The sequence below is a fragment of the Phytobacter ursingii genome (assembly GCF_001022135.1).
Lineage (GTDB): Bacteria > Pseudomonadota > Gammaproteobacteria > Enterobacterales > Enterobacteriaceae > Phytobacter > Phytobacter ursingii.
Genome location: NZ_CP011602.1, coordinates 1,252,642 through 1,275,218, shown reverse-complemented (window position 1 = coordinate 1,275,218; position 22,577 = coordinate 1,252,642). Strand labels below are relative to the sequence as shown.

General features: G+C 53.9%; 23 protein-coding genes. 7 read left to right on the top strand and 16 right to left on the bottom strand.

Features of this window, described 5'->3' with window-relative positions; translation table 11 throughout:
* Window positions 1-6 precede the first annotated feature (6 nt).
* From plsX to yceD, 3 genes are all read right to left on the bottom strand, one after another.
* Complete coding sequence (plsX, locus tag AB182_RS09540) at window positions 7-1,041, bottom strand: phosphate acyltransferase PlsX (protein ID WP_047369860.1); 1,035 nt, start codon at window positions 1,039-1,041, stop codon at window positions 7-9.
* Between the two features lie 64 nt (window positions 1,042-1,105).
* Window positions 1,106-1,279 (bottom strand): 50S ribosomal protein L32, encoded by a 174-nt coding sequence (gene rpmF / locus AB182_RS09535; RefSeq protein ID WP_020457446.1) that lies wholly within the window; start codon window positions 1,277-1,279, stop codon window positions 1,106-1,108.
* Between the two features lie 51 nt (window positions 1,280-1,330).
* A complete protein-coding gene (gene yceD / locus AB182_RS09530) occupies window positions 1,331-1,852 on the bottom strand; it encodes a 23S rRNA accumulation protein YceD (protein WP_041851730.1) in 522 nt (173 codons plus the stop codon).
* Between the two features lie 141 nt (window positions 1,853-1,993).
* Here yceD and AB182_RS09525 point away from each other — a divergent pair, with 141 nt between their 5' ends.
* Together AB182_RS09525 and AB182_RS09520 are read left to right on the top strand one after the other, a co-directional pair.
* Entirely contained in the window at window positions 1,994-2,578 is a 585-nt protein-coding gene (locus AB182_RS09525) for a Maf family protein (RefSeq protein WP_047369859.1), read from the top strand.
* 40 nt (window positions 2,579-2,618) lie between these two features.
* Window positions 2,619-3,866 carry an MFS transporter gene (locus AB182_RS09520; RefSeq protein ID WP_047369858.1) on the top strand — a complete coding sequence of 416 codons (1,248 nt, stop codon included), beginning with the start codon at window positions 2,619-2,621 and terminating at the stop codon, window positions 3,864-3,866.
* A gap of 36 nt (window positions 3,867-3,902) precedes the next feature.
* On the opposite strand, the gene rluC is transcribed toward AB182_RS09520, so the two are convergent.
* Window positions 3,903-4,859 carry a 23S rRNA pseudouridine(955/2504/2580) synthase RluC gene (rluC, locus tag AB182_RS09515; protein ID WP_047369857.1) on the bottom strand — a complete coding sequence of 319 codons (957 nt, stop codon included), beginning with the start codon at window positions 4,857-4,859 and terminating at the stop codon, window positions 3,903-3,905.
* 572 nt (window positions 4,860-5,431) lie between these two features.
* Between rluC and rne the strand changes: the two genes are divergently transcribed.
* Window positions 5,432-8,623, top strand: a complete 3,192-nt coding sequence (gene rne, locus AB182_RS09510) for a ribonuclease E (protein WP_047369856.1) — start codon at window positions 5,432-5,434, stop codon at window positions 8,621-8,623.
* A gap of 40 nt (window positions 8,624-8,663) precedes the next feature.
* Here the strand turns inward: rne and AB182_RS09505 are convergent, their stop codons facing one another.
* A complete protein-coding gene (locus AB182_RS09505; protein WP_047369855.1) occupies window positions 8,664-9,602 on the bottom strand; it encodes a LysR family transcriptional regulator in 939 nt (312 codons plus the stop codon).
* A gap of 118 nt (window positions 9,603-9,720) precedes the next feature.
* Here AB182_RS09505 and AB182_RS09500 point away from each other — a divergent pair, with 118 nt between their 5' ends.
* Window positions 9,721-10,935: an MFS transporter gene (locus tag AB182_RS09500; protein ID WP_047369854.1), complete on the top strand. Its 1,215-nt coding sequence runs from the start codon at window positions 9,721-9,723 to the stop codon at window positions 10,933-10,935.
* Between the two features lie 76 nt (window positions 10,936-11,011).
* Here the strand turns inward: AB182_RS09500 and flgL are convergent, their stop codons facing one another.
* The 11 genes from flgL to flgB all read right to left on the bottom strand — a co-directional run bounded on the left by flgL (window position 11,012) and on the right by flgB (window position 20,897).
* The gene (gene flgL / locus AB182_RS09495) at window positions 11,012-11,962 is read right to left on the bottom strand and encodes a flagellar hook-associated protein FlgL (RefSeq protein WP_047369853.1); all 951 of its coding nucleotides are present in this window, start codon (window positions 11,960-11,962) and stop codon (window positions 11,012-11,014) included.
* 14 nt (window positions 11,963-11,976) lie between these two features.
* A complete protein-coding gene (gene flgK / locus AB182_RS09490; protein WP_047369852.1) occupies window positions 11,977-13,614 on the bottom strand; it encodes a flagellar hook-associated protein FlgK in 1,638 nt (545 codons plus the stop codon).
* 75 nt (window positions 13,615-13,689) lie between these two features.
* Entirely contained in the window at window positions 13,690-14,646 is a 957-nt protein-coding gene (gene flgJ, locus AB182_RS09485) for a flagellar assembly peptidoglycan hydrolase FlgJ (protein ID WP_047369851.1), read from the bottom strand.
* Window positions 14,646-15,740 carry a flagellar basal body P-ring protein FlgI gene (locus tag AB182_RS09480; protein ID WP_047369850.1) on the bottom strand — a complete coding sequence of 365 codons (1,095 nt, stop codon included), beginning with the start codon at window positions 15,738-15,740 and terminating at the stop codon, window positions 14,646-14,648. The genes flgJ and AB182_RS09480 overlap by 1 nt, the downstream gene beginning before the upstream one ends.
* Before the next feature lie 12 nt (window positions 15,741-15,752).
* A complete protein-coding gene (locus tag AB182_RS09475; protein WP_047369849.1) occupies window positions 15,753-16,451 on the bottom strand; it encodes a flagellar basal body L-ring protein FlgH in 699 nt (232 codons plus the stop codon).
* Between the two features lie 57 nt (window positions 16,452-16,508).
* On the bottom strand, window positions 16,509-17,291 hold the full coding sequence (gene flgG / locus AB182_RS09470) for a flagellar basal-body rod protein FlgG (protein ID WP_041851741.1): 783 nt from the start codon (window positions 17,289-17,291) through the stop codon (window positions 16,509-16,511).
* A 15-nt stretch (window positions 17,292-17,306) separates the two neighbouring features.
* Window positions 17,307-18,062 carry a flagellar basal body rod protein FlgF gene (locus AB182_RS09465; protein WP_047369848.1) on the bottom strand — a complete coding sequence of 252 codons (756 nt, stop codon included), beginning with the start codon at window positions 18,060-18,062 and terminating at the stop codon, window positions 17,307-17,309.
* A gap of 20 nt (window positions 18,063-18,082) precedes the next feature.
* Complete coding sequence (gene flgE, locus AB182_RS09460; protein WP_047369847.1) at window positions 18,083-19,348, bottom strand: flagellar hook protein FlgE; 1,266 nt, start codon at window positions 19,346-19,348, stop codon at window positions 18,083-18,085.
* Between the two features lie 26 nt (window positions 19,349-19,374).
* Window positions 19,375-20,061: a flagellar hook assembly protein FlgD gene (gene flgD / locus AB182_RS09455; protein ID WP_047369846.1), complete on the bottom strand. Its 687-nt coding sequence runs from the start codon at window positions 20,059-20,061 to the stop codon at window positions 19,375-19,377.
* Between the two features lie 12 nt (window positions 20,062-20,073).
* Complete coding sequence (flgC, locus tag AB182_RS09450; protein ID WP_047369845.1) at window positions 20,074-20,478, bottom strand: flagellar basal body rod protein FlgC; 405 nt, start codon at window positions 20,476-20,478, stop codon at window positions 20,074-20,076.
* Between the two features lie 2 nt (window positions 20,479-20,480).
* Complete coding sequence (gene flgB, locus AB182_RS09445) at window positions 20,481-20,897, bottom strand: flagellar basal body rod protein FlgB (RefSeq protein WP_047369844.1); 417 nt, start codon at window positions 20,895-20,897, stop codon at window positions 20,481-20,483.
* Between the two features lie 165 nt (window positions 20,898-21,062).
* On the opposite strand from flgB, the gene flgA reads away from it, so the two are divergent.
* From flgA to flgN, 3 genes are all read left to right on the top strand, one after another.
* A complete protein-coding gene (gene flgA, locus AB182_RS09440; protein ID WP_047369843.1) occupies window positions 21,063-21,728 on the top strand; it encodes a flagellar basal body P-ring formation chaperone FlgA in 666 nt (221 codons plus the stop codon).
* A 96-nt stretch (window positions 21,729-21,824) separates the two neighbouring features.
* A complete protein-coding gene (gene flgM, locus AB182_RS09435) occupies window positions 21,825-22,115 on the top strand; it encodes a flagellar biosynthesis anti-sigma factor FlgM (protein WP_047369842.1) in 291 nt (96 codons plus the stop codon).
* A 3-nt stretch (window positions 22,116-22,118) separates the two neighbouring features.
* Complete coding sequence (flgN, locus tag AB182_RS09430) at window positions 22,119-22,541, top strand: flagella biosynthesis chaperone FlgN (protein ID WP_047369841.1); 423 nt, start codon at window positions 22,119-22,121, stop codon at window positions 22,539-22,541.
* The last annotated feature ends 36 nt before the right edge of the window (window positions 22,542-22,577 follow it).

Sequence of the window (22,577 nt, the reverse complement as noted above, 5' to 3'; positions counted from 1 at the left end):
GTACGCTCAGTCTTTTTCCGGTAACACAGATTCCAGGCGAGCGGCAATTCGTCGGGGAACTTGCCGCTGCACCGCCTGCACTGCCTGTTCAATCGCGACGGTAAACGCTCGCTGATTGGCTGCACCATGACTCTTAATCACCGTGCCGCGCAATCCTAACAGACAGGCGCCATTATACTGGTCGGGGTTGAGGTGACTGAATCGCCTGCTCAGGCTTTTTTGTAACCAACGCTTTAATAAAATCAGCCACCACGACCGTTTTTTTCCTTCGCCCTGAGATTTCAGCAGCGAAAGAAACACTCTGACAACACCTTCCATCGTTTTTAATGTGACGTTTCCCGTAAAACCGTCACAAACCAGTACATCCGTTTTACCGGTGAGTAATTCGTTCGCTTCCAGATAACCAATATAGTTAATCGTCGGAACTGCTTTCAAAATTGCGGCAGCATCGCGAATGTTGTCATGGCCTTTGGTCTCTTCTTCACCAATGTTCAGAAGCGCCACACGGGGATTGGCGATCCCCACAACGTCTTCTGCCATCACGGCTCCCATGACAGCGAACTGCGCCAGCATCTTACCATCGCAGTCGACGTTGGCACCTAAATCAAGCACCACCGTTTTCCCTTTCTGCTGGTGCGGTAGAACAGTAACCAGCGCGGGACGCTCAATCCCCTCAATGGGTTTGAGCAGCATTTTCGCCAGCCCCATCAGCGCGCCGGTATTACCCGCACTGACACAGGCCTCGGCGCGACCTTCTTTTACAAGCTCCAGCGCCATCCGCATTGAACTGCCGCGACTGTTGCGGACAGCTTGCGAGGGGCGCGCATCGCTGGCAATAACTGACTGTGCGGGAATAACAAGCAAGCGCGAGCGTTGCTCAAAATCAGCTTTGGCGAGCAATGGTGTGATAGCGTCGGGATCGCCGACTAAAAGAAGATTAAGATGCGAATTAGAGTTCAGTGCCTGCAAAGCTGCAGGCACTGTCACGGAAGGGCCAAAATCGCCCCCCATGACATCTAACGCCAGGGTTAGACGAGTCAAGGTATCGGTATATCCCCGTTTTCACGGGGAAATCCTCACTAAGTTTGATCACGCTTGCGCGTGATTACTTAGTGATTACCTTGCGACCGCGGTAGAAACCGTCGGCGGTAACGTGGTGACGCAGGTGGGTTTCACCAGAGGTTTTGTCTACAGACAGGCTGGTGACTGCGGTCAGCGCGTCATGAGAACGACGCATGCCACGTTTGGAACGGGTTGGTTTATTCTGTTGTACGGCCATGGACCTTACTCCTTAATTACGATTTACCCCCGTTTGAGCGGGGAAAACCTATTACTTACGCTTTAAGCTGGCTAATACGGCAAATGGGTTTGGCTTTTGCGCTTCATCAGGCAGTTCACCAAAGACCATGTCCGCCTCGGACACTTCACAGTGTTCAGAATCATGCACCGGAACTACAGGCAAGGAGAGGATGATTTCATCTTCAACCATTGCAAGCAGATCGATTTCACCGAAGTCGTTAACCTCAATCGGTTCATACGCTTCCGGCAGTGCTTCAGCCTGTTCGTCTGAACGGACAGGACTAAAACAATATGTTGTGTGAACCTGATGGGTAAACGGCTTGCCGCAACGCTGGCATTCGAGGGACACCGTCACCTTCGCATCACCGGTTATAACCGCGAGGCGTTGGTTGTCGATGGCGAACGAAATGGAGCATTCCACATCACTGTCCACACTGACTACAGACTCGGCGACACGCTCAACCTGATTGGGCAGATAGATGCCCTCATAATCAAGGCGTTTCTGAGCCGTGCGAACCGGATCGAGAGTCAGGGGTAATTTTACCTTTTGCATAGGGCGCGCATATTAACTTTGTAACGTCATAGAGTCAAAGAAAAAGGCAGCCTGAGGTTGCCTTTTGCCAATAATTCGCACACATTGCGGCCTACAGTTTAAAATGCCTGTCATGGTTAAGCCATATTTGGTGAAAAAAATATGTCAGATATCGTTCTTGCATCGACATCCCCCTGGCGTCGCGCGCTGTTAGAGAAGCTCGGTCTGGCGTTTGAATGCGCAGCGCCACTGACTGACGAAACCCCGTACGCTGGCGAATCCCCACGCCATCTGGTTCTGCGCCTGGCGCAGGAGAAAGCGCAATCTCTGTCCCAACGTTTTCCCCATCACCTGATTATTGGTTCTGATCAAGTGTGCATGCTGGAAGGTGAAATTACCGGCAAACCGCTGACCGAAGAAAATGCCCGTCGGCAATTAACCAGGGCCAGTGGAAATATCGTGACGTTCTATACCGGGCTGGCGTTGTTTAATTCCGCAACGGGCCATTTACAAACTGAGTGCGAACCTTTCGATGTGCATTTTCGCCACTTAAGCGCCCAGGAAATTGAAGACTACGTGCGCAAAGAAAATCCACTGCACTGCGCGGGAAGCTTTAAGAGTGAAGGCTTGGGTATTGCCTTGTTTGACCGCCTTGAAGGCCGCGATCCAAATACTCTGATTGGCCTGCCGCTGATTGCGCTGTGCCAGATGCTGCGCCGGGAAGGATGTAACCCGTTATCGCGCTAATAGCGCTAGCGATGGACTGACATTATTTAAGGAAACCCCGGTGAATAAACATCACGTATCTCAACAGCCGTCGGCGGGACTATGGCCGTTGATTGCCCTGGCCAGCCTGATTTTAATGATTACCATGGGAGTACGGCAGACGGTGGGGCTGTTTGTCCACCCTATTGTCCACTCCACCACCATGAGTATTGCCGAAGTCAGTATGGCACTGGCGATAGGCCAACTGATGTGGGGAGCTTTTCAGCCGCTTTTTGGCGCGTGGGCAGATAAGCGCGGTGCTTTCAATGTATTGGTTATCGGCGCTATCCTCATTGCGCTGGGGCAACTTGGCACACTGTGGGCGTCCTCATTTTTACCACTGACCCTCGCGCAGGGGCTGTTAAGCCCCGCTGGCGCTGCCGCGGGTAGCTTCTCGGTATTAATTGGCATTGTTGCGGGTAGATTGCCCTCCGACAAAGGCTCTGTTGCCAGCGGTATGATCAATGCCGGTGGCTCCATGGGACAATTTATCTTCGCTCCGCTGATACAACTGATTGTCAGTTTGCGTGGTGTCGCCGCAGGGCTGGTTTTCCTGGCCCTCGCCGCGCTGTCGACGATAATTCCCTCATGGTTTCTGTGTCGGAAAAGCGAAAAGCCTTCCCCCACGCTGGCTCAACCTGCCCAATCAGACGACCCGGGTCTTAAACAGCAGATTCGCGCGGCATTTCGCCATCCCAGCTATCTGCTCCTGCACGCAGGTTTTTTGACCTGTGGATTTCATGTGGCGTTTCTCACCACACATTTGCCGAGTGAAGTCAGCCTGTGCGGACATGATGCCTCGGTCTCTGCCATTAGCCTTTCGCTGATTGGTCTTTGTAATATCGCAGGCAGTATTTTCGCGGGCTTTCTCGGGAAGCGATTCCCGATGAAATATATCCTCGCCGTGCTGTATGCATCCCGTGCAATATTGATTATCGCTTTTTTGTTGTCATCCAAAACGCCGATGGCGTTCTACCTCTTCGCCTGTGCGATAGGCCTGACCTGGCTTGCCACTGTGCCACCAACGGCAGGAATTGTGGGAAAGTTATTCGGTACCCGTTATCTGGCGACCCTGTTTGGCTTTACCTTATTTTCACATCAGGTCGGCGCTTTCTTTGGCGCATGGTTGGGGGGGCTGGCCATGGAATACGCAGGGAATCTCGACTGGGTATGGTATGCAGATATCGCCCTGGCTCTACTGGCGGCGCTGATCAACCTGCCGATTCAGGAAAAGAATACCGCGGTGCCGCTTAAACCGACCCGTGCATAACATAAAAAGAAAGGCGGTCATGCTGACCGCCCTTGCTTATGCTTTCTGGTTACGCAGCACTTGCAGACAACGCCTGAGCTGCTCATCCAGCGGCGCTTCGATACGCAGGGTTTCGCCAGTATTGGGGTGGGTAAATTTCAACGCTGCGGCATGCAGGAACAATCGGGTTAACCCGGTGACTGCCAGTTGTTTATCAAACTCACGGTCACCGTAGCGATCGTCAAAGGCAATGGGGTGGCCCGCATATTGGGTATGAACGCGAATTTGATGCGTACGCCCGGTCACCGGGCTGCAACGCACCAGCGTGGCAAACTCATAACGCTCTTCCACTTTAAAACGGGTTTCCGACGGTTTACCTTCCTGGTTCACGCGCACGATACGCTCACCGCTTTGGAGAATATTTTTCAATAGCGGCGCCTGCACCACTTTAACGTGGGACTGCCACTGACCGCGCACCAGCGCCAGATAATCTTTCTGCATGCCTTTTTCGCGCAGTTGCTCGTGCAGCGAACGCAGCGCAGAACGTTTCTTGGCGACCAGCAGCACGCCGGAGGTGTCGCGATCCAGACGGTGCACCAGTTCCAGAAAGCGCGCTTCCGGACGCAATGCACGCAGGCCTTCAATGACGCCGAAACTCAATCCGCTGCCGCCGTGTACCGCGGTGCCAGAAGGTTTATTCAACACCAGGATATGGTCATCTTCATACAGAATAACGTCACTGAGCGCGGCGACTTTTTGCAGGTGCGGCGAAACCGCCTCCTCTTCCCGTTCCGCAACGCGGACAGGTGGAATGCGCACTTCATCGCCAGCTTCAAGCTTATATTCCGGCTTCACGCGTTTTTTATTCACGCGAACTTCGCCTTTACGCAAGATGCGGTAAATCATACTTTTTGGCACGCCTTTCAGTTGGGTGCGCAAAAAATTATCGATGCGTTGCCCCGCTTCGTCATCGGCGATAGCAACAATTTTTACGGAAGGAGTCTCAGTTTTCATGGGAGGCGATTCTAAATAGCGTCGATGAATAGCGCCACTCATTTTTATATGCTTATATTTACTTTTGATCCTGGTCTGCTTCGTTCGACACAGACGTTTTGGCGGTTATTAAACCAATCGTCAGGCAAAAGTGAAAAAACTGTGAGTAACCGGGTGATAAAAGGTAAAAGTCAGCTTGCTATAACAGGGTTCGCAAGGAATAATGTTGCAGTTTTCCGCGTTGGATCTTGTTCTAACAAGCAATTGTGCGGAATGACCAGTTTTGCCTGTCCGACCATACACGCAGCAATGGCGTAAGACGTATTGGACTTTCAGGCAGTTAGCGGGCTGCGGGTTGCAGTCCTTACCGGTAGATGGAATCTTCTCTGGAGAGTTTTTCCCAGGCTGTTCCCCTGATAATTGCGCTGTTTTTTCCACAGGAAATACAGGCAACCGACACACTGCGCCTCTTAAGCGTACGACAACCGTGAGGTTGGCGACGTGAACAGACACGAGGCCATCGGTTCTCCCCCGGAAAGGCGTCATCATGCCCGCAGCTTAGTCGTCAATGTAAGAATAATGAGTAAGTTACGATGAAAAGAATGTTAATCAACGCAACTCAGCAAGAAGAGTTGCGTGTCGCCCTTGTTGATGGGCAGCGTCTGTACGATCTGGATATTGAAAGTCCTGGACACGAGCAGAAAAAAGCGAACATCTACAAAGGTAAAATCACCCGTATTGAACCGAGCCTGGAAGCTGCATTTGTTGATTACGGTGCTGAACGTCACGGTTTCCTTCCCCTCAAAGAAATTGCCCGCGAATACTTCCCTGCCAATTACAACTCTCATGGCCGTCCGAACATCAAAGATGTGTTGCGCGAAGGTCAGGAAGTTATTGTCCAGATTGATAAAGAAGAACGCGGCAACAAAGGCGCTGCGCTGACCACCTTTATCAGCCTGGCAGGCAGCTATCTGGTACTGATGCCAAACAACCCGCGCGCGGGCGGCATTTCTCGTCGTATTGAAGGCGATGATCGTACCGAACTGAAAGAAGCGCTGGCCAGTCTCGAATTGCCGGATGGCATGGGTCTGATTGTCCGCACTGCCGGTGTGGGTAAATCTGCCGATGCCCTGCAGTGGGATCTGAGTTTCCGTCTCAAACACTGGGAAGCCATTCAGAAAGCCGCTGAAAACCGCCCTGCTCCGTTCCTGATTCACCAGGAGAGTAACGTCATCGTTCGTGCTTTCCGTGATTATCTGCGTCAGGACATTGGTGAAATCCTTATCGATAATCCGAAAGTGCTTGAGCTGGCTCGCCAGCATATCTCGGCGCTGGGTCGTCCGGATTTCAGCAGCAAAATTAAGCTCTACACCGGTGAAATTCCGCTGTTCAGCCACTACCAAATCGAATCGCAGATTGAATCCGCTTTCCAGCGTGAAGTCCGTCTGCCGTCCGGCGGCTCTATCGTTATCGACAGTACCGAAGCGTTGACCGCCATCGACATCAACTCCGCGCGTGCAACTCGCGGTGGTGATATCGAAGAAACCGCGTTTAACACTAACCTGGAAGCAGCCGACGAAATTGCACGTCAGCTGCGTCTGCGTGACCTCGGCGGTTTGATCGTTATCGACTTTATCGATATGACGCCGGTACGCCATCAGCGTGCGGTGGAGAACCGTCTGCGCGAAGCCGTTCGTCAGGACCGTGCGCGTATTCAAATTAGCCATATTTCTCGCTTTGGCCTGCTGGAGATGTCCCGTCAGCGCCTGAGCCCGTCACTGGGCGAGTCCAGTCACCATGTGTGCCCACGTTGTAGCGGAACCGGGACTATCCGTGACAACGAATCCCTGTCACTTTCTATTCTTCGTCTCATTGAAGAAGAAGCGCTGAAAGAGAATACGCAGGAAGTACATGCCATCGTTCCGGTGCCGATTGCCTCGTATCTGTTGAACGAAAAACGCGCCGCCGTAAGCGCTATTGAAACCCGCCAGGGTGGTGTGCGTTGCGTGATCGTACCGAACGATCAGATGGAAACACCGCACTACTCCGTACTGCGCGTACGTAAAGGCGAAGAGACCACCACCCTCAGCTACATGCTGCCGAAGCTGCATGAAGAAGAGATGGCCATGCCGTCAGACGAAGAAGCTGCTGAGCGTAAACGTCCTGAGCAGCCTGCACTGGCAACCTTCGTCATGCCGGATGTTCCGCCTGCGCCTACCGTTCCGGAAGCGCCGGTAGCGAAACCGCAGCCGGCTGCCATCAGCGCGCCTGCTGTCGCAGCGCCTGCTGCGCCGGGTCTTCTGAGCCGTTTCTTCTCCGCCCTGAAAAACCTGTTTGCGGGTGGTGAAACTGCGGCGCCAGCCGACGTTAAAGAAGAGAAGACGGAAGAGAAGCAGGAGCGCCAGCAAGATCGCCGTAAATCGCGTCAGGGTAACCGCCGCGATCGCAATGAACGCCGAGAGCCGCGTGGAGAAGGTGGTGAAGGTCGTGAGAACAACCGCGATGAAAACCGCCGCAACCGCCGGGAGAAACCGCAGCAAAATGCCGAGGCGCGTGAAGCTCGCCAGCCAGTTCCGGTAGCCGCGGAAGAGACGGAAAAAAGCAAACAGCGTGATGAGCAGCAACCTTCCCGCCGCGAGCGTAATCGCCGTCGTAATAGCGACGAAAAACGCCAGCCGCAGCAGGATGTAAAAGCGCTGAACCGTGAAGAACAGCCTGAGCAGGAAACCGAACAGGAAGAGCGCGTTCAGGTAATGCCGCGTCGTAAGCCGCGTCAGTTGAACCAAAAAATCCGTATCGATGGTGCTCAGACAAACACCAATGAAGAGGTTGTTGTTGCAGCCGAACCGAAAACCACGGAAGCGTCCGCACAACGTACCGATCTGGCGAAACTGGATCTGCCAGCGGTTGTCGAAAACACCGCTGAGCAAGAAGAAACCGCAGAAAATCGCGATACTGCAGGCATGCCGCGTCGTTCTCGCCGTTCACCGCGTCATCTGCGCGTAAGCGGTCAGCGTCGTCGCCGTTACCGTGATGAGCGTTACCCGACCCAGTCCGCCATGCCGCTGGAGATTGCCTGTGCTTCGCCTGAGATGGCGTCCGGTAAAGTCTGGATTCGCTACCCGGTTGCCCGTCCTCAGGACGAGGTGCAAGAAGTACCGGCGGTTGAGCAGCAAAACAATGCCGTCGCTAATGATGTCGCACCAGCGATTGCCGAGGCTGAACAGGTTGTCTTAGCCGCACAGCAAGAACAACAGCCAGTCGTGGCTGAGGCGCAGGTACATGGCGAAGAAGTGGTTGAAGTCGCACCGCAGGCGCCGGTTGTCGAACCAGAACCTGTTGTGGTTGACACCACGCATCCGGAAGTGATTGAAGCTCCGGTTGAAGCGCAGCCTGAACTGATCGCAGTGCAAGACCGTCCGGTCGCCGAAGAGGTGGCGCAGGCCGCTGAACCTGCTGATATGACGCCAGCGGTTGAAGAAGCGGCGCCGGTTACGGAGCAACCGCACGCTGCAGTTGAAGACAAACAGCCAGAAGCTATCCCGGTAGCGCCGGTTGTTGAAGCTACTGCACCGCTCACTGCAGCACCTGTTGCAGCCGGCGAGGCCAACCATGCCACTGCGCCGATGACCAAAGCGCCCGCACCTGCCTATGTGCCGGAAGCGCCGCGTCACAGTGACTGGGTCCGTCCGCAGTTCAGCTTTGATGGCAAAGGCTCAGCAGGGGGTCACAGCGCCACGCATACGGCAACTGCGCCGGCCACGCGTCCGAACGCAGCAGAATAAGCACTATGCTGATAAAAAGCCGACCTCCGGGTCGGCTTTTTTATGCTTTCAGCGCAGGCTGTTGCATACCGCTCAGGCCCGGCATCACCTCGCGCATCAGCTGGAGAAACATCCGCAAACGTGCCGGATAATAACGCGCCCACGGGTAGACCAGATGCACAGGCAACGGTGGAATCTGCCACTCCGGCAGTAAAACCACCAGTCTGCCTTGTTCAATATCCTGTTGTACCGTCCAGCTTGAGACAATGGCCACACCCAGTCCCGTCAACGCCGTATTACGCGTCACATATAAACTGTCGGTATAGAGTCTGGGAGCGATGATGACTTGCTCTGTTTCACCACTGAGCGCGTTTGTGAGGGCTACGTTATGCTGATAGAAAGTGCTTAATGCAATCCACGGTAATGCGCCAAGATCCTGCGGCGTGCGGATTTCCGCAAAACGGGCCAGCAGCGTCGGCGATGCGACAATGCAACGCGGAACTTCGGCAAGCAGGACGGAAACCGTCGCCGGGTCCACCTCCGCCCCGACACGAATCGCGCAATCAATGTTGTCGCTGAGAAAGTTGACGACCTTATCGTTGAGCATCCATTGCACGGAAAGTTGCGGATAACGCTCGAGAAAATGTGTCAGTGGAGCCAGCAGTTGCTCCTGGCCGAAGGCATGAGGCGCCCGTACGCGGAGCATCCCGACGGGCTCGTCTTCTGTCTGGCTCAGTTCGTCTTCCAGCGCAAGCCAAGAATCAATCACGCGTCTCGCATGTTGATAGCAGCGCTCGCCATCGTCGGTAAGTTTCATCGCATGGGTGGTGCGAAGAACCAGTTTGACCCCAAGCATGGTTTCCAGCGACTGCAGACGACGACTAACCGTGGCCTGAGTGGTATTGAGTTGACGCGCTGCGGCCGATAATGACCCCGCCTCAACAATGCGCACCAGCGTGCGCATTAAATCGACGCGGTCTATACGTTCTGTACGCTGCATTGAAATTCTCACTATACGTTTCACGTATAACCGTTTTACCACTCCGCTGGCTACCGCGTCACGCTGGATTCATCAAAAATAGATTCACACCAACTATGAATATGTTTGAGGAAAAGTTATGAACCGTCATTCTCAATCGATAAACCCGGCACAGTGGATTATCTTTGCGCTGGCGCTGGGGGCGGGTTTCAGCGTCGCTGCGATTTATTATGCACAACCGTTATTACCGCTGATGGGCAGCGACCTGCATTTAACCGTTAACGGAATGGGGCTGGTCCCAACGCTAACGCAGGCAGGCTACGCGCTGGGCATCCTTTTTTTATTGCCGCTGGGTGACCGTTACGATCGTCGCCATCTTATTCTTGCTAAAAGCGCGGCGCTGGCCTTACTGCTACTGGCCTGTAGCCTGATGACACAGTTGCCCGGGTTATTGCTGATCAGTCTTTTGATAGGGATGGCGGCAACCATGGCGCAGGATATCGTTCCCGCCGCCGCCATCCTTGCGCCCGAGGGTAAGCAGGGGAAAACTGTCGGTACCGTGATGACCGGCTTACTGCTGGATATTTTACTTTCTCGTACCGTGAGCGGCGTTGTCGGCGCAGCCTTTGGCTGGCGCATTATGTTCCAGCTTGCGGCGGTCAGCATTGCCTTTATCGCCGCGCTGATGTGGTTTGTATTGCCGCGTTTCGCCGCGCATTCAACGCTGAGTTATCCGGCGCTTATGAAAACGATGGCGCACCTTTGGCAACGTTACCCTGCCCTACGCCGTGCTGCGTTTGCGCAGGGCTTTTTATCCATTGCGTTTAGCGCTTTCTGGTCAACGCTCGCCGTTATGTTGCTGGAAAAATATCATCTCGGAAGCGCAGTCGCAGGTATGTTTGGTATTGCAGGCGCGGCAGGTGCGCTGGCAGCGCCATTAGCCGGGGGGCTGGCAGATAAAGTCGGCGCCGAAAAAGTAACCCAACTGGGTGCGGCGCTGGTCACCCTCTCCTTTGCTCTGATGTTCGCGCTGCCGGTATTACCACCTCATGGCCAACTGGCACTGATCGCGCTGTCAGCGGTGGGTTTTGATCTGGGCTTACAATCCAGTCTCGTGGCACACCAGAATCTGGTCTATGGCCTGGAGCCAAAAGCGCGTGGCCGCCTGAATGCCCTGCTCTTTACCGTCGTGTTCATTGGGATGGCGCTGGGTTCTGCGCTGGGTAGTAAGGTTTACACTATTGCCGCCTGGCCTGGCGTGGTGGCGCTGGCAACGTTGACAGGCGCAGTCGCCCTGGTGATCCGTTTAGTAGATAACCGCCGTCTTGCGGCAGAATCGCGGAATATCGGATAAAAAAAAGGCCCGCACCGGATACCGGTGCAGGCACACAGAACATGTTCCAGTTTCCAGACATGTTCTAAAGCGAAGATTACTTATTGAGCTGGAACAGCGACATGCCTTGCATGTCGCTAAATGCTTTATAGGATGCCTGCAATGCCGTCTGCTGCATGGTGTAAGACGATATTACCGAGTTCCAGTCTACGTCGACGAGATCGCTCATCTGTGTTTTCAGCGAAAGCGAACGGTCATCACCCAATTCATCGAGATTGGTCAGCTCTTGTAACTGTGTACCCAACTGCGCACGAACGGTCGATACGTTGTTCAACGAGTTAGTCAGGCCACGGTTGGCTTTATCCAGTGCTGCCTGTGAGACAGCCTGTGCAGCCTCATCACCCGAAACCGGGACTTTCAGCGCCGCAATCGCGTCATCTAACATACTGAACACGTTGGTTTGCGAAGTGCCGCCACCAGGTTCCGGAATAGCATTACTGGTAATGCTATTGAAAACCTGGTCACCCGTATGGGCAATCACCATGCTACGGGACGCATCCACCTGCTGAGAGATGGCAACGTTGCCGCCATTATAAGCTCCCGATGCATCAAACGGGGGGGTAGCGGTTTTATAACCGCCAAAAATATAGCGGCCGTTACCATCCGTGCTGTTTGCCAGGTTAAGCAGTTGATCGCGAATACCTTGTAGCTCGATCGCCATAGATGCGCGGTCATCGTCGCTCAATGTGCCATTCGCCGCCGCAACCAGAGAAGTATGTGCCGACGTCACCGCAGTGGTTACCTGTGACAGCACGCTTTCTTCCAGCGAGACTTTTTGGGTAGCGAAAGTACGCGCGGTTTTATACTGTTCGTTCTGCTGTTGCGCCTGCGAAACCACGACAGCCTGGGATGCGGCAATCGGATCGTCAGAAGGCTTGTTCACGCGCTGACCTGTCGACATTTGCAGGCCATAATCCATCCACTTAGTCTGTGAATTGGTGATGCCGCGCATGTTTTGTTCATACATCATCTGAGTACTAATACGCATCTCTTACCCCTTACTTAGCGTACGTTCAGTATCGCATCGAACAGCGTGTTTGCCGTCTGCAACACCTGCGCATTTGCGAGATAATATTGCTGGTAACGCTGTAAGTTACCGTACTCTTCATCGAGGTTGACGCCAGAAATCGATTGTTGCTGGTCAGAAAGCTGCGTAACCACATTCGCCTGCGTAGTACTGCTGGTTTTCAGCGTTGACGTGGTCGTACCAACATAGCTGATCATAGACGCGTAGGCATCGTTAAAACTTTTGGTATTACCGATGACTTTGCTACTTTGCAGATTTAACAGCGCCTGACCATTGGTGTTGTCGCTTTTACCTGATGTCGCGCTGGACGCCATGGCAATTTTTGACTCATCGGTGATGGCAACGCTCATATTGCTAATCGCGTTTACGACCGGTTTCACCGTAAAACTATCATTTTTGTTCGCGGTGCCGGAAACACTGATCGTCAGACCGTCAAAACTGAGGTTGCCGCTGGCAGGCGTGACGGCGAACGCCGTGTTATCCGCCAGTCGGGTCACATTCCAGCCAGTATCGGTTTTGATCAGTTTGTAGTCCGTCGCCTGCACCTGGGTGCGATCGCTGATTGTTGCTGTCAGCACGCCAGTGCCGGTGTTTTTCGCATTACTCAGGGTTGCCGGCGTGCCAATTGTGAAGAAGTCAGTACCAGGATCACCCTCGACATCATAGCCTTGTTTATGCTGCGCATTGAAGGCATCAGCGAACGCATAAGCCAGTTGGCCAAGCGTGTTGCGCGTCTTATCCAGATCCTGAGAGCGGAAGGTCAACACGCCCCCCAGTGAACCGGTGGTCAGCAGTTTTTCCGGAATTTCAATGTTCCCTGCGGTCGGGTCAACATAAGCAACCGTCGTACGGGAAGGGTCATCACTGGATGCTACCGCTGCCAGCTGACGGGATGTACTGCCCTGAACCAGCGTGTAGCCATTCGCCATTGTGATGTTAAAAGTACTGTTGTCCTGGACGCTGACTTCGACACCCACAATGCCGTTCAGCTCACTCACCAGTTGGTCGCGCTGATCCAGCAAGTCGTTCGGCGATGCGCCACCGCCTACTGCCGTCAGACGTGAAATTTGGTCGTTCAGATTAGCGATTTGACTGGTGTAGTTATTAATCTGGTCGACGCTTGATGAGATCGAGGTATTGACCTGTTTGTCCTGATCGCGCAGGTACTGATCGGCTACTTTAAATTGGTTAACCAGACCGTCAGCTTTACCCAGTACGCTCTGTCGGGATGATGAATCTTCGGCGTTACTGACCAGCGTCTGAACGCTGGAGAAGAAACCTTGCAACGCAGTGGCCAGAGTATTGGTTGAACCCGACAGCATGTTATCAATTTTTGACATCTGGTTATAACGGGTCGTCAGGCTACTGCTCTGCGTATTCGCTGCGCGTAACTGGTTGGTGATAAAAGAATCATATTCACGTTGCACGCCAGTGACTAACGCACCGTTGCCAATCCATCCACCAGCACCCAGTGTGCTATTCGCCGCATTCAGGACTGTTGTCTGGCGGGTATAGCCCGTCACATTATAACTTGAAATGTTATTACTGGTGGTATTAAGCGCCGCCTGGGCTGCGCTGAGCCCACTCATTGCGGTATTAATCAAGTTGGCCATTGAGGTTCCTTATAAACTTTGAGACATAAGTCCTGCTAACGATTATCGGCAACCCGGAGCTGAACTTGAGTCATTTCAGAACAGATTTTCAATATCATTGCTGTAGGCTTTGCTGACCTTCTCGCCCATAGACTTAAGCTGCTGAATCATACTCGTCAGTTTCTGCGCATATTTCGGATCGGTGGCATAACCCGCGTTCTGCAGCGCTTGTGCGCCTTGTTCCGGCGTTGCCGCTGTCGTTACCGCCGCATACCGCGGATTACGACTGAGCATGCTGACATAGTCAGAGAGCGCTTCCAGATACGAGCTGTAAACACGGAACCTGGCTTTGACCTTTTTGGCTTCGCCATTTTCATATTCTGTGGTGGTGATTTCGGTGGTCGGCCCTTTCCAACTGGGCGTCGCCTTCACGCCGAAGATGTTAAAGCTCGGAGCGCCGTTTTCACGGGTAATTTGTCGCTGGCCCCAACCGGATTCCAGTGCAGCCTGCGCCAGGATCAGGTGGTGCGGCACCCCGCTTTGTTCACTGGCAAGTCGGGCAGGCAGAGAGAGCTGAGCCAGGAAGTCTTTGCTATCGCCGCTCAGCGGCTCGTCATTATTTTCCGGCGCTTTCGGCAACGCTTTGCGCACCATTTGCGTTATCGCCTGGCTTTGATAGGTATTGATGGTTTCGAGGTCGAACTTCATCGGCACCTGCTGCATCTGGTCACCCGGCGCCACCGGCGCCTGACCGCCTGACATCTGCTGAACCATCATATCGGCCAGACCAAGCCCTTTGCCGGCCGTCATCTGCTGCGCAATTTGCTGGTCATATAAGCTGGTGTACATCCGCGTGGAATCGCTGCTGAAAATGCCGTCTTTTGGCAGGGCCTCGCGCATGCTTTTGAGCATCATTTGCACGAACATCCCTTCAACCTGACGCGCCACAGGCCGCAGGTTCGTCTGCGGGTCCTGTCCGGCTTTGGTTTTCAGATCATTAAGCGATTGCGCGTCCCATGCCGCACTCGCCATCAAACGGCTGTCAGTCAGCATTAGATGATCTCCAGCTTAGCCCGCAGGCAACCTGCGCTCTGCATTGACTGCAGAATCGACATCAGATCAATGGGAGTCGCACCCAACGCATTCAGTGCGCGTACCACGCTGTTCAGGTTAGCGCTGGAACGAATGCTCTGCAGGGAGCCGCCACTCTGACGCAGGTCAATCTGTGTCTGCGGCGTGACCACTGTCTGACCACCGCCAAACGGCGTGTTCGGCTGGCTGACATTAGCAGACTGGTTGACCGTGACAGAGAGGTTCCCCTGTGCAACGGCGCAGTTATCCAGCGTCACCTCGCGGTTCATAACAACAGAACCGGTGCGAGAGTTGATAACAATTTTCGCGTCCTGCGGCGCGGCACCGACTTCCAGGTTCTGGATATCCGCCAGCATGCGCACCTGCGAACTGCCACCTTGCGGCACACGGACCTGCACCGTACGGGCATCCAGCGCAGTTGCGCCGCCCATGCCGCGACGGTTGATGGTGTCAGCAATCTGCTGCGCCATCGTGAAGTCGTCCTGATTCAGTTGCAGGTTAATGGTATTGCCATTACCAAACTGGGAAGGGAGTTCACGCTCAATTACGGCCCCACCGGTGATACGCCCACCGTTAAGTTGGTTAACCGCCACGCTGCTGCCACCCGCAGAGGCACCTGCGCCACCAACCAGAATATTCCCCTGCGCCAGCGCGTATACCTGGCTGTCCACCCCTTTGAGCGGAGTCATCAGCAGCGTACCGCCACGCAGGCTTTTAGCGTTACCCATAGAAGAGACCACCACATCAATGGTCTGCCCCTGACGGCCAAACGCCGGGAGCTGGGCGGTGACCATGACCGCCGCAACGTTTTTGAGCTGCATGTTGGTGCCAGCCGGGACGGTGATGCCCATCTGCGACAACATGTTATTCAGGCTCTGGGTCGTGAATGGCGTCTGGGTGGTCTGGTCACCCGTTCCGTCAAGACCCACCACTAAGCCATAACCAATTAAGGAGTTTTCACGTACGCCCTGTACACTGGTGAGGTCCCGGATGCGGTCGGCCTGGGCGATGAACGCCACCAGCACCAACGCTATTCCAGCCAGAAATCTAAACATAATTCACCCCGGTTACATCGGCGATAAGTTAAGGAAGAAACGCTGCAGCCAGCCCATATTCTGCGCTTCGTTGATGTAGCCGTTGCCGACGTACTCAATGCGCGCGTCCGCCACCTGTGTAGACGGAACAGTATTGCTGCCGCTGATGGTGCGTGGGTTCACAACACCTGAGAAGCGGATAAATTCAGTGCCCTGGTTGATGGCGATCTGTTTTTCACCCACCACATGTAAATTGCCGTTGATCAGCACCTGGTCGACCGTGACGGTCAATGTGCCGCTAAATGTATTGCTGGCGTTGGCGCCGCCTTTCCCGTTGAACGAGTTGCTGCCTTCGCTTGTCAGATCTGCGCGCGAATTGCCGAACAGGCCTTCCAGGTAGCGTGGCGTCGTATCCATAGAGAAGCTGCTTTTGCCATCGCGGCTGGCGTTCGCTGATGAACTCTTACTGGCGCTCACGTTTTCTTGCAGCACCAGCGTCAATGTATCCCCGACGTTACGCGGACGGCGGTCTTCAAACAGCGGCTGGTAGCCGTAGTTGATAGGCTGCGCAGTCTGGTAAATAGAGCCATTGACCACCGGAACGGGTCCCGGCATCGGTTGAGCGGTCGTTGCGCCCTGCACCAGCGGTGTTGAGGGAACCCAGGCACATCCGTTCAACATCAGTGCCAGTAAAGCTAACAGGGGGTAGCGGCCCGCGGCGTTTTTTTGCATTACATTCATCTTCGAAATCAGGGTTCCGGTGCAGCCTGTGCCGCACCGGATAACGCCTTAGAGTTGCGACAGTTTTTGCAGCATCTGATCGGTGGTCGATACCGCTTTGCTGTTAATTTCATAAGCGCGCTGAACCTGGATCATGTTCACCAGTTCTTCTGCCACGTTTACGTTCGAGGTTTCTACATACCCCTGATACAGCAGACCTGCCCCGTTCAGCCCCGGCGTCGTGGTGTTCGGCGTACCGGAAGACTGTGTTTCGAGGTACAGGTTTTCACCGATACTTTCCAGACCGGTGTCGTTCATAAAGGTTGTCAGGTTAAGCTGCCCGACCTGCACAGGCGCTGTCGCACCCTGCTGCGTGGCGCTGACCACACCGTCACGACCAATGGTGATGCTCAGAGTGTTAGCCGGAATGGTAATAGCTGGCTGAACCTGGAAGCCGCCCGACGTTACCAATTGACCATTCTGGTCAACCTGGAATGAACCGTCACGGGTATAGGCAGAGGTGCCGTCCGGCAGCAGGACCTGGAAGAAGCCCTCACCTTTGATAGCCACATCTTTGCTGTTGTTCGTCTGGGAGAGGTTACCCTGACTGTGCAGACGTTCGGTGGCCACAGGGCGAACACCGGTACCAATCTGCAGGCCAGAAGGCAGCGTTGTCTGTTCAGAAGATTGCGCGCCAGGCTGACGAATTGTCTGGTAAAGCAAATCTTCAAATACCGCGCGCTGACGCTTGAAACCATTGGTGCTGACGTTCGCCAGGTTGTTGGCGATAACGTCCATATTGGTTTGCTGGGCGTCGAGGCCGGTTTTAGCGATCCATAATGAACCTATCATAGGAAATCCTGTTTATTAGCTCATGGACAGTAACTGGTTGGCACGCTGCGCATTCTCATCAACGTTACCAATGACTTTCATTTGCATTTCAAAGCGGCGGGCGCTGGCGATCATATCGGCCATCGCTGCCATAGGTTTGACGTTACTGCCTTCCAGCACACCTGACATCACGCGAATGTTCGGATCCGGTTGTAACGTCTGACCGCGCGTGGCTTGTGCGCTTTGGCTGACGCGGAAAAGACCGTCATCGCCACGTACCACTTCGCTGCCGTTGGCTTTCACCAGTTTCAGTTTGCCAATAGGAGAGACCGTGTTCGGCGGGTCGCCGGCAGTCAGCGCGGAAATGGTGCCATCCGCAGCAATAGTGACCTGCGAACCTTCCGGTACGGCAATGGGTCCGCTCTCACCCATTACCGGATGTCCCTGGATGGTCAGTTGCCCGGTCGGCGTTACCTGAATGTTGCCGTTACGGGTATACCCTTCGGAACCATCCGCGCTCTGCACCGCCAGCCAGCCGTCCTGTTGCAGAGCAACATCCAGCGGGCGTGACGTATAGTTCAGGTCGCCTGGCGTCATATCAGCGCCAGGCGTGGTCTCAGCGACCAGTGTACGTGTCGGCAGCGACAGCCCTTCTACCGGAACCGCACGCAATGCACTAAGCTGCGCACGGAAGCCAGGCGTTGACGCGTTGGCCAGGTTGCTGGCGGTGACAGACTGCTGGTTCAGCGTCTGACTTGCCGCACCCATCGCTGTGTATATTGCGTGATCCATTAGACCATCCCGTCAGCCGATTAACGCAGGTTAACCAGCGTGTTAAGGATCTGATCCTGGGTTTTGATGGTCTGCGCGTTCGACTGATAGTTACGCTGCGCGACGATCATATTGACCAGTTCTTTACTCAGATCCACGTTAGAAGCTTCGAGTGCACCATTGGTCAGCGAACCGAAGTTACCGGTACCCGCCGTGCCCAGCAGCGCAACGCCGGATGAGTTAGTGGCAGACCATACGTTATTGCCCTCAGATTTCAGGCCTTCGTTGTTGGCGAAGTTCGCCAGAACAATCTGCCCCAATACCTGTTTCTGTTCATTGGAGTAAGAACCCACGATGGTGCCGTCATCGTTAATGGTGTAGCTCACCATCGAACCCGGCTTGTAGCCATTCTGCGAGGTGCTCACGACAGCGCTGGTGGTGTTCTGCTGCATGGAGTTCAGGAAACTCAGGGAGAATGTCGCCGCTGTAGCGCCGCTGAGTGTACCGGAGGTGACAGTAATGGCCGGGTTCGTATTCGCCGTCGTGGACAAGTCATAATTACCGGTAGTGGTATTCAGGGTGTAGTTATATACACCTTGCAGACTACCGTTCTGGTTAAAGACCATCTGCGCTGCTTTAGTCGCCGTAGAGCCCGTTACGCTGGAATCCTGGGTGTAGACATCCCATGTATTGTCAGCTGATTTGACATAAAACACATTCATGTCATGGGCGTTACCCTGGCTGTCGTAAACGGTGATCGGCCCTTTTAAGTTGTAGCTGTCAGCGTTAGTCGGGTCGAACGTGGTCACTGTCGGCGTCTTAGAAGACGAGTTCAGGTTAACCGGCATCGTTGCGGTGGTGGTGATTTGTGCCGACATCAGCGTCGACGGAATATTGATCGCCGTTGGGTTAGCACCCGACTGGATGGTCGGAGGCGTACCGCTTGCCGGAAAACCCGTTACTTGCAGACCCTCCATGTTCACCAGGTTGCGGTTTTCATCCAGCGTGAACTGGCCGTTACGGCTGTAATAAACAGAACCGTTGGTATCAACGAGGCGGAAGAAGCCGTTCTGGCTAATCGCCACGTCCAGGCCACGGCCGGTATTGGTGGTGGTGCCGTCATTAAAATCCTGGGTAACACCGGCGACTTTAACGCCCAGACCTACTTTAGATCCCGCGAACATATCGGCGAAGGACGCAGTACTGGATTTAAAGCCATACGTAGCGGAGTTGGCGATGTTGTTACCAATAAGATCGAGGTTGGTGGCCGCAGCATTCAGACCGCTGACCGCTTGTGAAAAGGCCATGACTTACTCCTGATAAGTGTTAAGGCTTAAATAATCTGCCGAACTTCGTTGAGCGTAGTGGTGCCGTAGGTACCTAAATCTAACTTGTTGCCTGAATCCGACAGCGTTACACCCTGAACCAGAGCGTATTGCAGCGGCTGAGCAACCAGTTGCGTAGTGCCTGAACTGGCGGCGATAGAAACTTTATAAGAACCGTCGGGGGCGGTAGTGCCGTCTGAAAGCTTCCCATCCCAACTAAAGGTGTGGACACCCGCGGTCAGCGGCCCCAGGTTAACGGTCTGAACGACAGTGCCGTCTTTACTGGTGATGGTCGCGGTCGCTTTGTCTGCAGCCTGGGTCAATTCAACGCCAAACGGTGTTGTTGTTGAGTTACCGGCCAGAACCGTTGTGCCTTCAATCATCACCCCATGGCCCACCAGGTTGCTTGCCTGCAGCGCCTGGCTGCTGTCGATCTGACCGGAGATAGAGCCCAGCGTGGTATTCAGTTTTTCAATCCCGTTCAGCGTACTGATCTGCGCAAGCTGCGAGGTCAGCTCATTGTTCTGAAGCGGGTTGGTCGGGTCCTGGTTTTTTAACTGTGCGACTAATAGGGTCAGGAAGCTGCTCTGTAGATCTGACGCGCTACTCGTGGTCAGCGGAGACGAGCTGCTACTGCTGCTGGTGGAGCTGACACTGTTGCTGGATGTGTCGTTCACATTTACGGCGATAGACATTTATGTCTCCTTTTACTGGCCGAGGGTAAGCGTTTTAAGCATCATGTTTTTAACGGTGTTGAGCACCTCAACGTTCGCCTGATAGCTGCGAGACGCAGACATGGTGTTCACCATTTCACCGACAACATCAACGTTAGGCATCTTGACGTAGCCCTTCGCATCCGCCAGTGGGTTGCCGGGTTCATAAACCAGCTTGTCGGGTGCCTGGCTTTCAACAACGCCCGCCACTTTTACGCCGCCCGTCGCCTGGCCAGGTGCAGCATCCACCTGAAAAACAACTTGTTTAGCGCGATAAGGTTTTCCGTCCGGTCCGGCAACGCTGTCGGCGTTTGCCAGGTTACTGGCAGCCATGTTCAGACGTTTAGACTGCGCGGTTAACGCAGAGCCAGCGACATCAAAGATATTCAGCAAAGCCATGGTTAGTTATTCCCCTGCAACACGGACATCATGCTTTTAATCTGCCCGCCCAGCACGGTCAGCCCTGTCTGATACTTAAGGCTGTTATCCGCAAACTGCGTACGCTCGCGATCCATATCCACGGTGTTGCCATCGGCTGACGGCTGATCCGGAATACGGTAAAGCAGGTCCGCTGAGGGGGTGGAGATAGCTTGCGCCGGAATATGACGGCTGGAAGTTAACGCCAGCGAGACGCCTGTGTTCTCTGCCCGGCCACGTTCCATCACCTTCTTCAGTTCGCTGGAAAAATCCATATCACGCGCCTGATACCCTGGGGTATCGGCGTTAGCAATATTGGAGGCCAGGATTTCCTGGCGCTGCGCGCTCAGATTCAGTGCTTCTTGCTGGAACCGTAACGCGGCATCAAGTTTATCGAGCATGGCTTCCCCGCTGATGACAATTATTTAGTCAACAGCTTAAATCTCATTACGCGCGCCTTATCGACGGAATAAGCGCAAAATGCGTCGCTATTTATTCCGTTGATAGATTTGTATGGCGGGTAGAATCCTGTCATCTCTTCAACAAACAACAGGCAGGGGTCTGCGATGAACACGTTGAAAAGCGGTTTAGCCGCGGCATTGCTGTTTTTGATTTTAAGCCCGCAAGTGTTGGCGCAAGACTTAAAAGCGCAGCTCACCGCGTTTTTTGCACAACGACTGGCTGGCTTTAGTGACGAGGTGGTGGTAACAATACGCACGCCGAAAAATCTTTATCCCACTTGCGAGCAACCAGCCTTAAGTTTGACGGGGTACGCTCAGCTTTGGGGAAACGTCAACGTATTGACCAACTGCGGTAACGAAAAACGCTATTTACAGGTGAACGTCCAGGCGACGGGAAATTATGTTGTCGCCGCTCAGGCGATTGCCCGCGGCACGGTTTTGACGCTGGGAAGTGTAGCGCTCAAACGCGGCAGGCTCGATCAGTTACCGCCGAAAACAATGCTCGATATTTCTCAGGCACAAGATGCTGTTAGCCTGCGCGATCTCTCACCCGATCAACCGGTTCAGCTCTCGATGCTGCGCCAGGCCTGGCGAGTAAAAGCCGGCCAGCGCGTGATGGTTGTAGCAAATGGCGAAGGCTTTAGTGTCAATAATGAAGGCCAGGCACTGAACAATGCGGCGGTGTCGCAAAGTGCCCGGGTACGCATGTCTTCAGGGCAAATTGTAAGTGGAATTGTCGGCGCTGATGGGAATATTCTGATTAACCTATAATCTTTTTAAAGAATTTGCGGCATCTGCCGATAAATAAGCAACGACTGAAGATGGCAGACCCAAAACGCCGGAAAACCTCTATGAGGACAACACACTATGAGCATTGATCGTACATCGCCTTTAAAGCCGGTTAGCACCGTTACAACACGTGAGACCAGCGACACCCAGGCACAGAAAGTACGTCTGGAAAAATCGAAGACCGCCAACAGCACGAGCGTAACGCTGAGCGATGCCCAATCCAAACTGATGCAGCCGGGCAGCGGCGACGTCAATATGGAACGCGTTGAACAACTGAAAACGGCAATCCGTAATGGTGAGCTGAAGATGGACACCGGCAAAATCGCTGATGCCCTGATTAACGAAGTGCAGAGTTACTTGAGTAAATAATGTATGAATCAACTGTCAGATATTCTTGATCAAATGACAGTTATCCTGAACGCATTAAAAGACGTGATGGATGCTGAGCAAAAACAACTCTCTGTGGGCCATGTGCATAGCAGCACGCTGCAGCGCATCACGGAAGAGAAAAGCTCATTGCTTGCCACACTGGATTATCTGGAGCAGCAACGCCGCGAAGCGCAGAAAGTACAAAGTAGCGCAAACGACGATATTGCCGATCGCTGGCAGATAATCACCCGAAAAACGCAACACCTGCGCGATCTGAACCAGCACAACGGCTGGTTGCTCGAAGGGCAAATTGCCCTTAACCGAAAAGCGCTTGAGGTACTGAAACCTCACCAGGAGCCAGGGCTTTATGGTGCGAATGGTCAGACCTTTACGGGTAGCAGGGGCGGAAAAAAGATTTCCATATAGCTGTCGCGTTCACATTCCTCTTTGCGGGAGTCGCCT

Bases quoted from the DNA above. Each gene is read 5' to 3' on its own strand.
- rpmF (WP_020457446.1), bottom strand. From the start codon at position 1,279: ATGGCCGTACAACAGAATAAACCAACCCGTTCCAAACGTGGCATGCGT.
- yceD (WP_041851730.1), bottom strand. From the start codon at position 1,852: ATGCAAAAGGTAAAATTACCCCTGACTCTCGATCCGGTTCGCACGGCT.
- AB182_RS09525 (WP_047369859.1), top strand. From the start codon at position 1,994: ATGTCAGATATCGTTCTTGCATCGACATCCCCCTGGCGTCGCGCGCTG.
- rluC (WP_047369857.1), bottom strand. From the start codon at position 4,859: ATGAAAACTGAGACTCCTTCCGTAAAAATTGTTGCTATCGCCGATGAC.
- rne (WP_047369856.1), top strand. From the start codon at position 5,432: ATGAAAAGAATGTTAATCAACGCAACTCAGCAAGAAGAGTTGCGTGTC.
- AB182_RS09505 (WP_047369855.1), bottom strand. From the start codon at position 9,602: ATGCAGCGTACAGAACGTATAGACCGCGTCGATTTAATGCGCACGCTG.
- AB182_RS09500 (WP_047369854.1), top strand. From the start codon at position 9,721: ATGAACCGTCATTCTCAATCGATAAACCCGGCACAGTGGATTATCTTT.
- flgL (WP_047369853.1), bottom strand. From the start codon at position 11,962: ATGCGTATTAGTACTCAGATGATGTATGAACAAAACATGCGCGGCATC.
- flgK (WP_047369852.1), bottom strand. From the start codon at position 13,614: ATGGCCAACTTGATTAATACCGCAATGAGTGGGCTCAGCGCAGCCCAG.
- flgJ (WP_047369851.1), bottom strand. From the start codon at position 14,646: ATGCTGACTGACAGCCGTTTGATGGCGAGTGCGGCATGGGACGCGCAA.
- AB182_RS09480 (WP_047369850.1), bottom strand. From the start codon at position 15,740: ATGTTTAGATTTCTGGCTGGAATAGCGTTGGTGCTGGTGGCGTTCATC.
- AB182_RS09475 (WP_047369849.1), bottom strand. From the start codon at position 16,451: ATGCAAAAAAACGCCGCGGGCCGCTACCCCCTGTTAGCTTTACTGGCA.
- flgG (WP_041851741.1), bottom strand. From the start codon at position 17,291: ATGATAGGTTCATTATGGATCGCTAAAACCGGCCTCGACGCCCAGCAA.
- AB182_RS09465 (WP_047369848.1), bottom strand. From the start codon at position 18,062: ATGGATCACGCAATATACACAGCGATGGGTGCGGCAAGTCAGACGCTG.
- flgE (WP_047369847.1), bottom strand. From the start codon at position 19,348: ATGGCCTTTTCACAAGCGGTCAGCGGTCTGAATGCTGCGGCCACCAAC.
- flgD (WP_047369846.1), bottom strand. From the start codon at position 20,061: ATGTCTATCGCCGTAAATGTGAACGACACATCCAGCAACAGTGTCAGC.
- flgC (WP_047369845.1), bottom strand. From the start codon at position 20,478: ATGGCTTTGCTGAATATCTTTGATGTCGCTGGCTCTGCGTTAACCGCG.
- flgB (WP_047369844.1), bottom strand. From the start codon at position 20,897: ATGCTCGATAAACTTGATGCCGCGTTACGGTTCCAGCAAGAAGCACTG.
- flgA (WP_047369843.1), top strand. From the start codon at position 21,063: ATGAACACGTTGAAAAGCGGTTTAGCCGCGGCATTGCTGTTTTTGATT.
- flgM (WP_047369842.1), top strand. From the start codon at position 21,825: ATGAGCATTGATCGTACATCGCCTTTAAAGCCGGTTAGCACCGTTACA.
- flgN (WP_047369841.1), top strand. From the start codon at position 22,119: ATGAATCAACTGTCAGATATTCTTGATCAAATGACAGTTATCCTGAAC.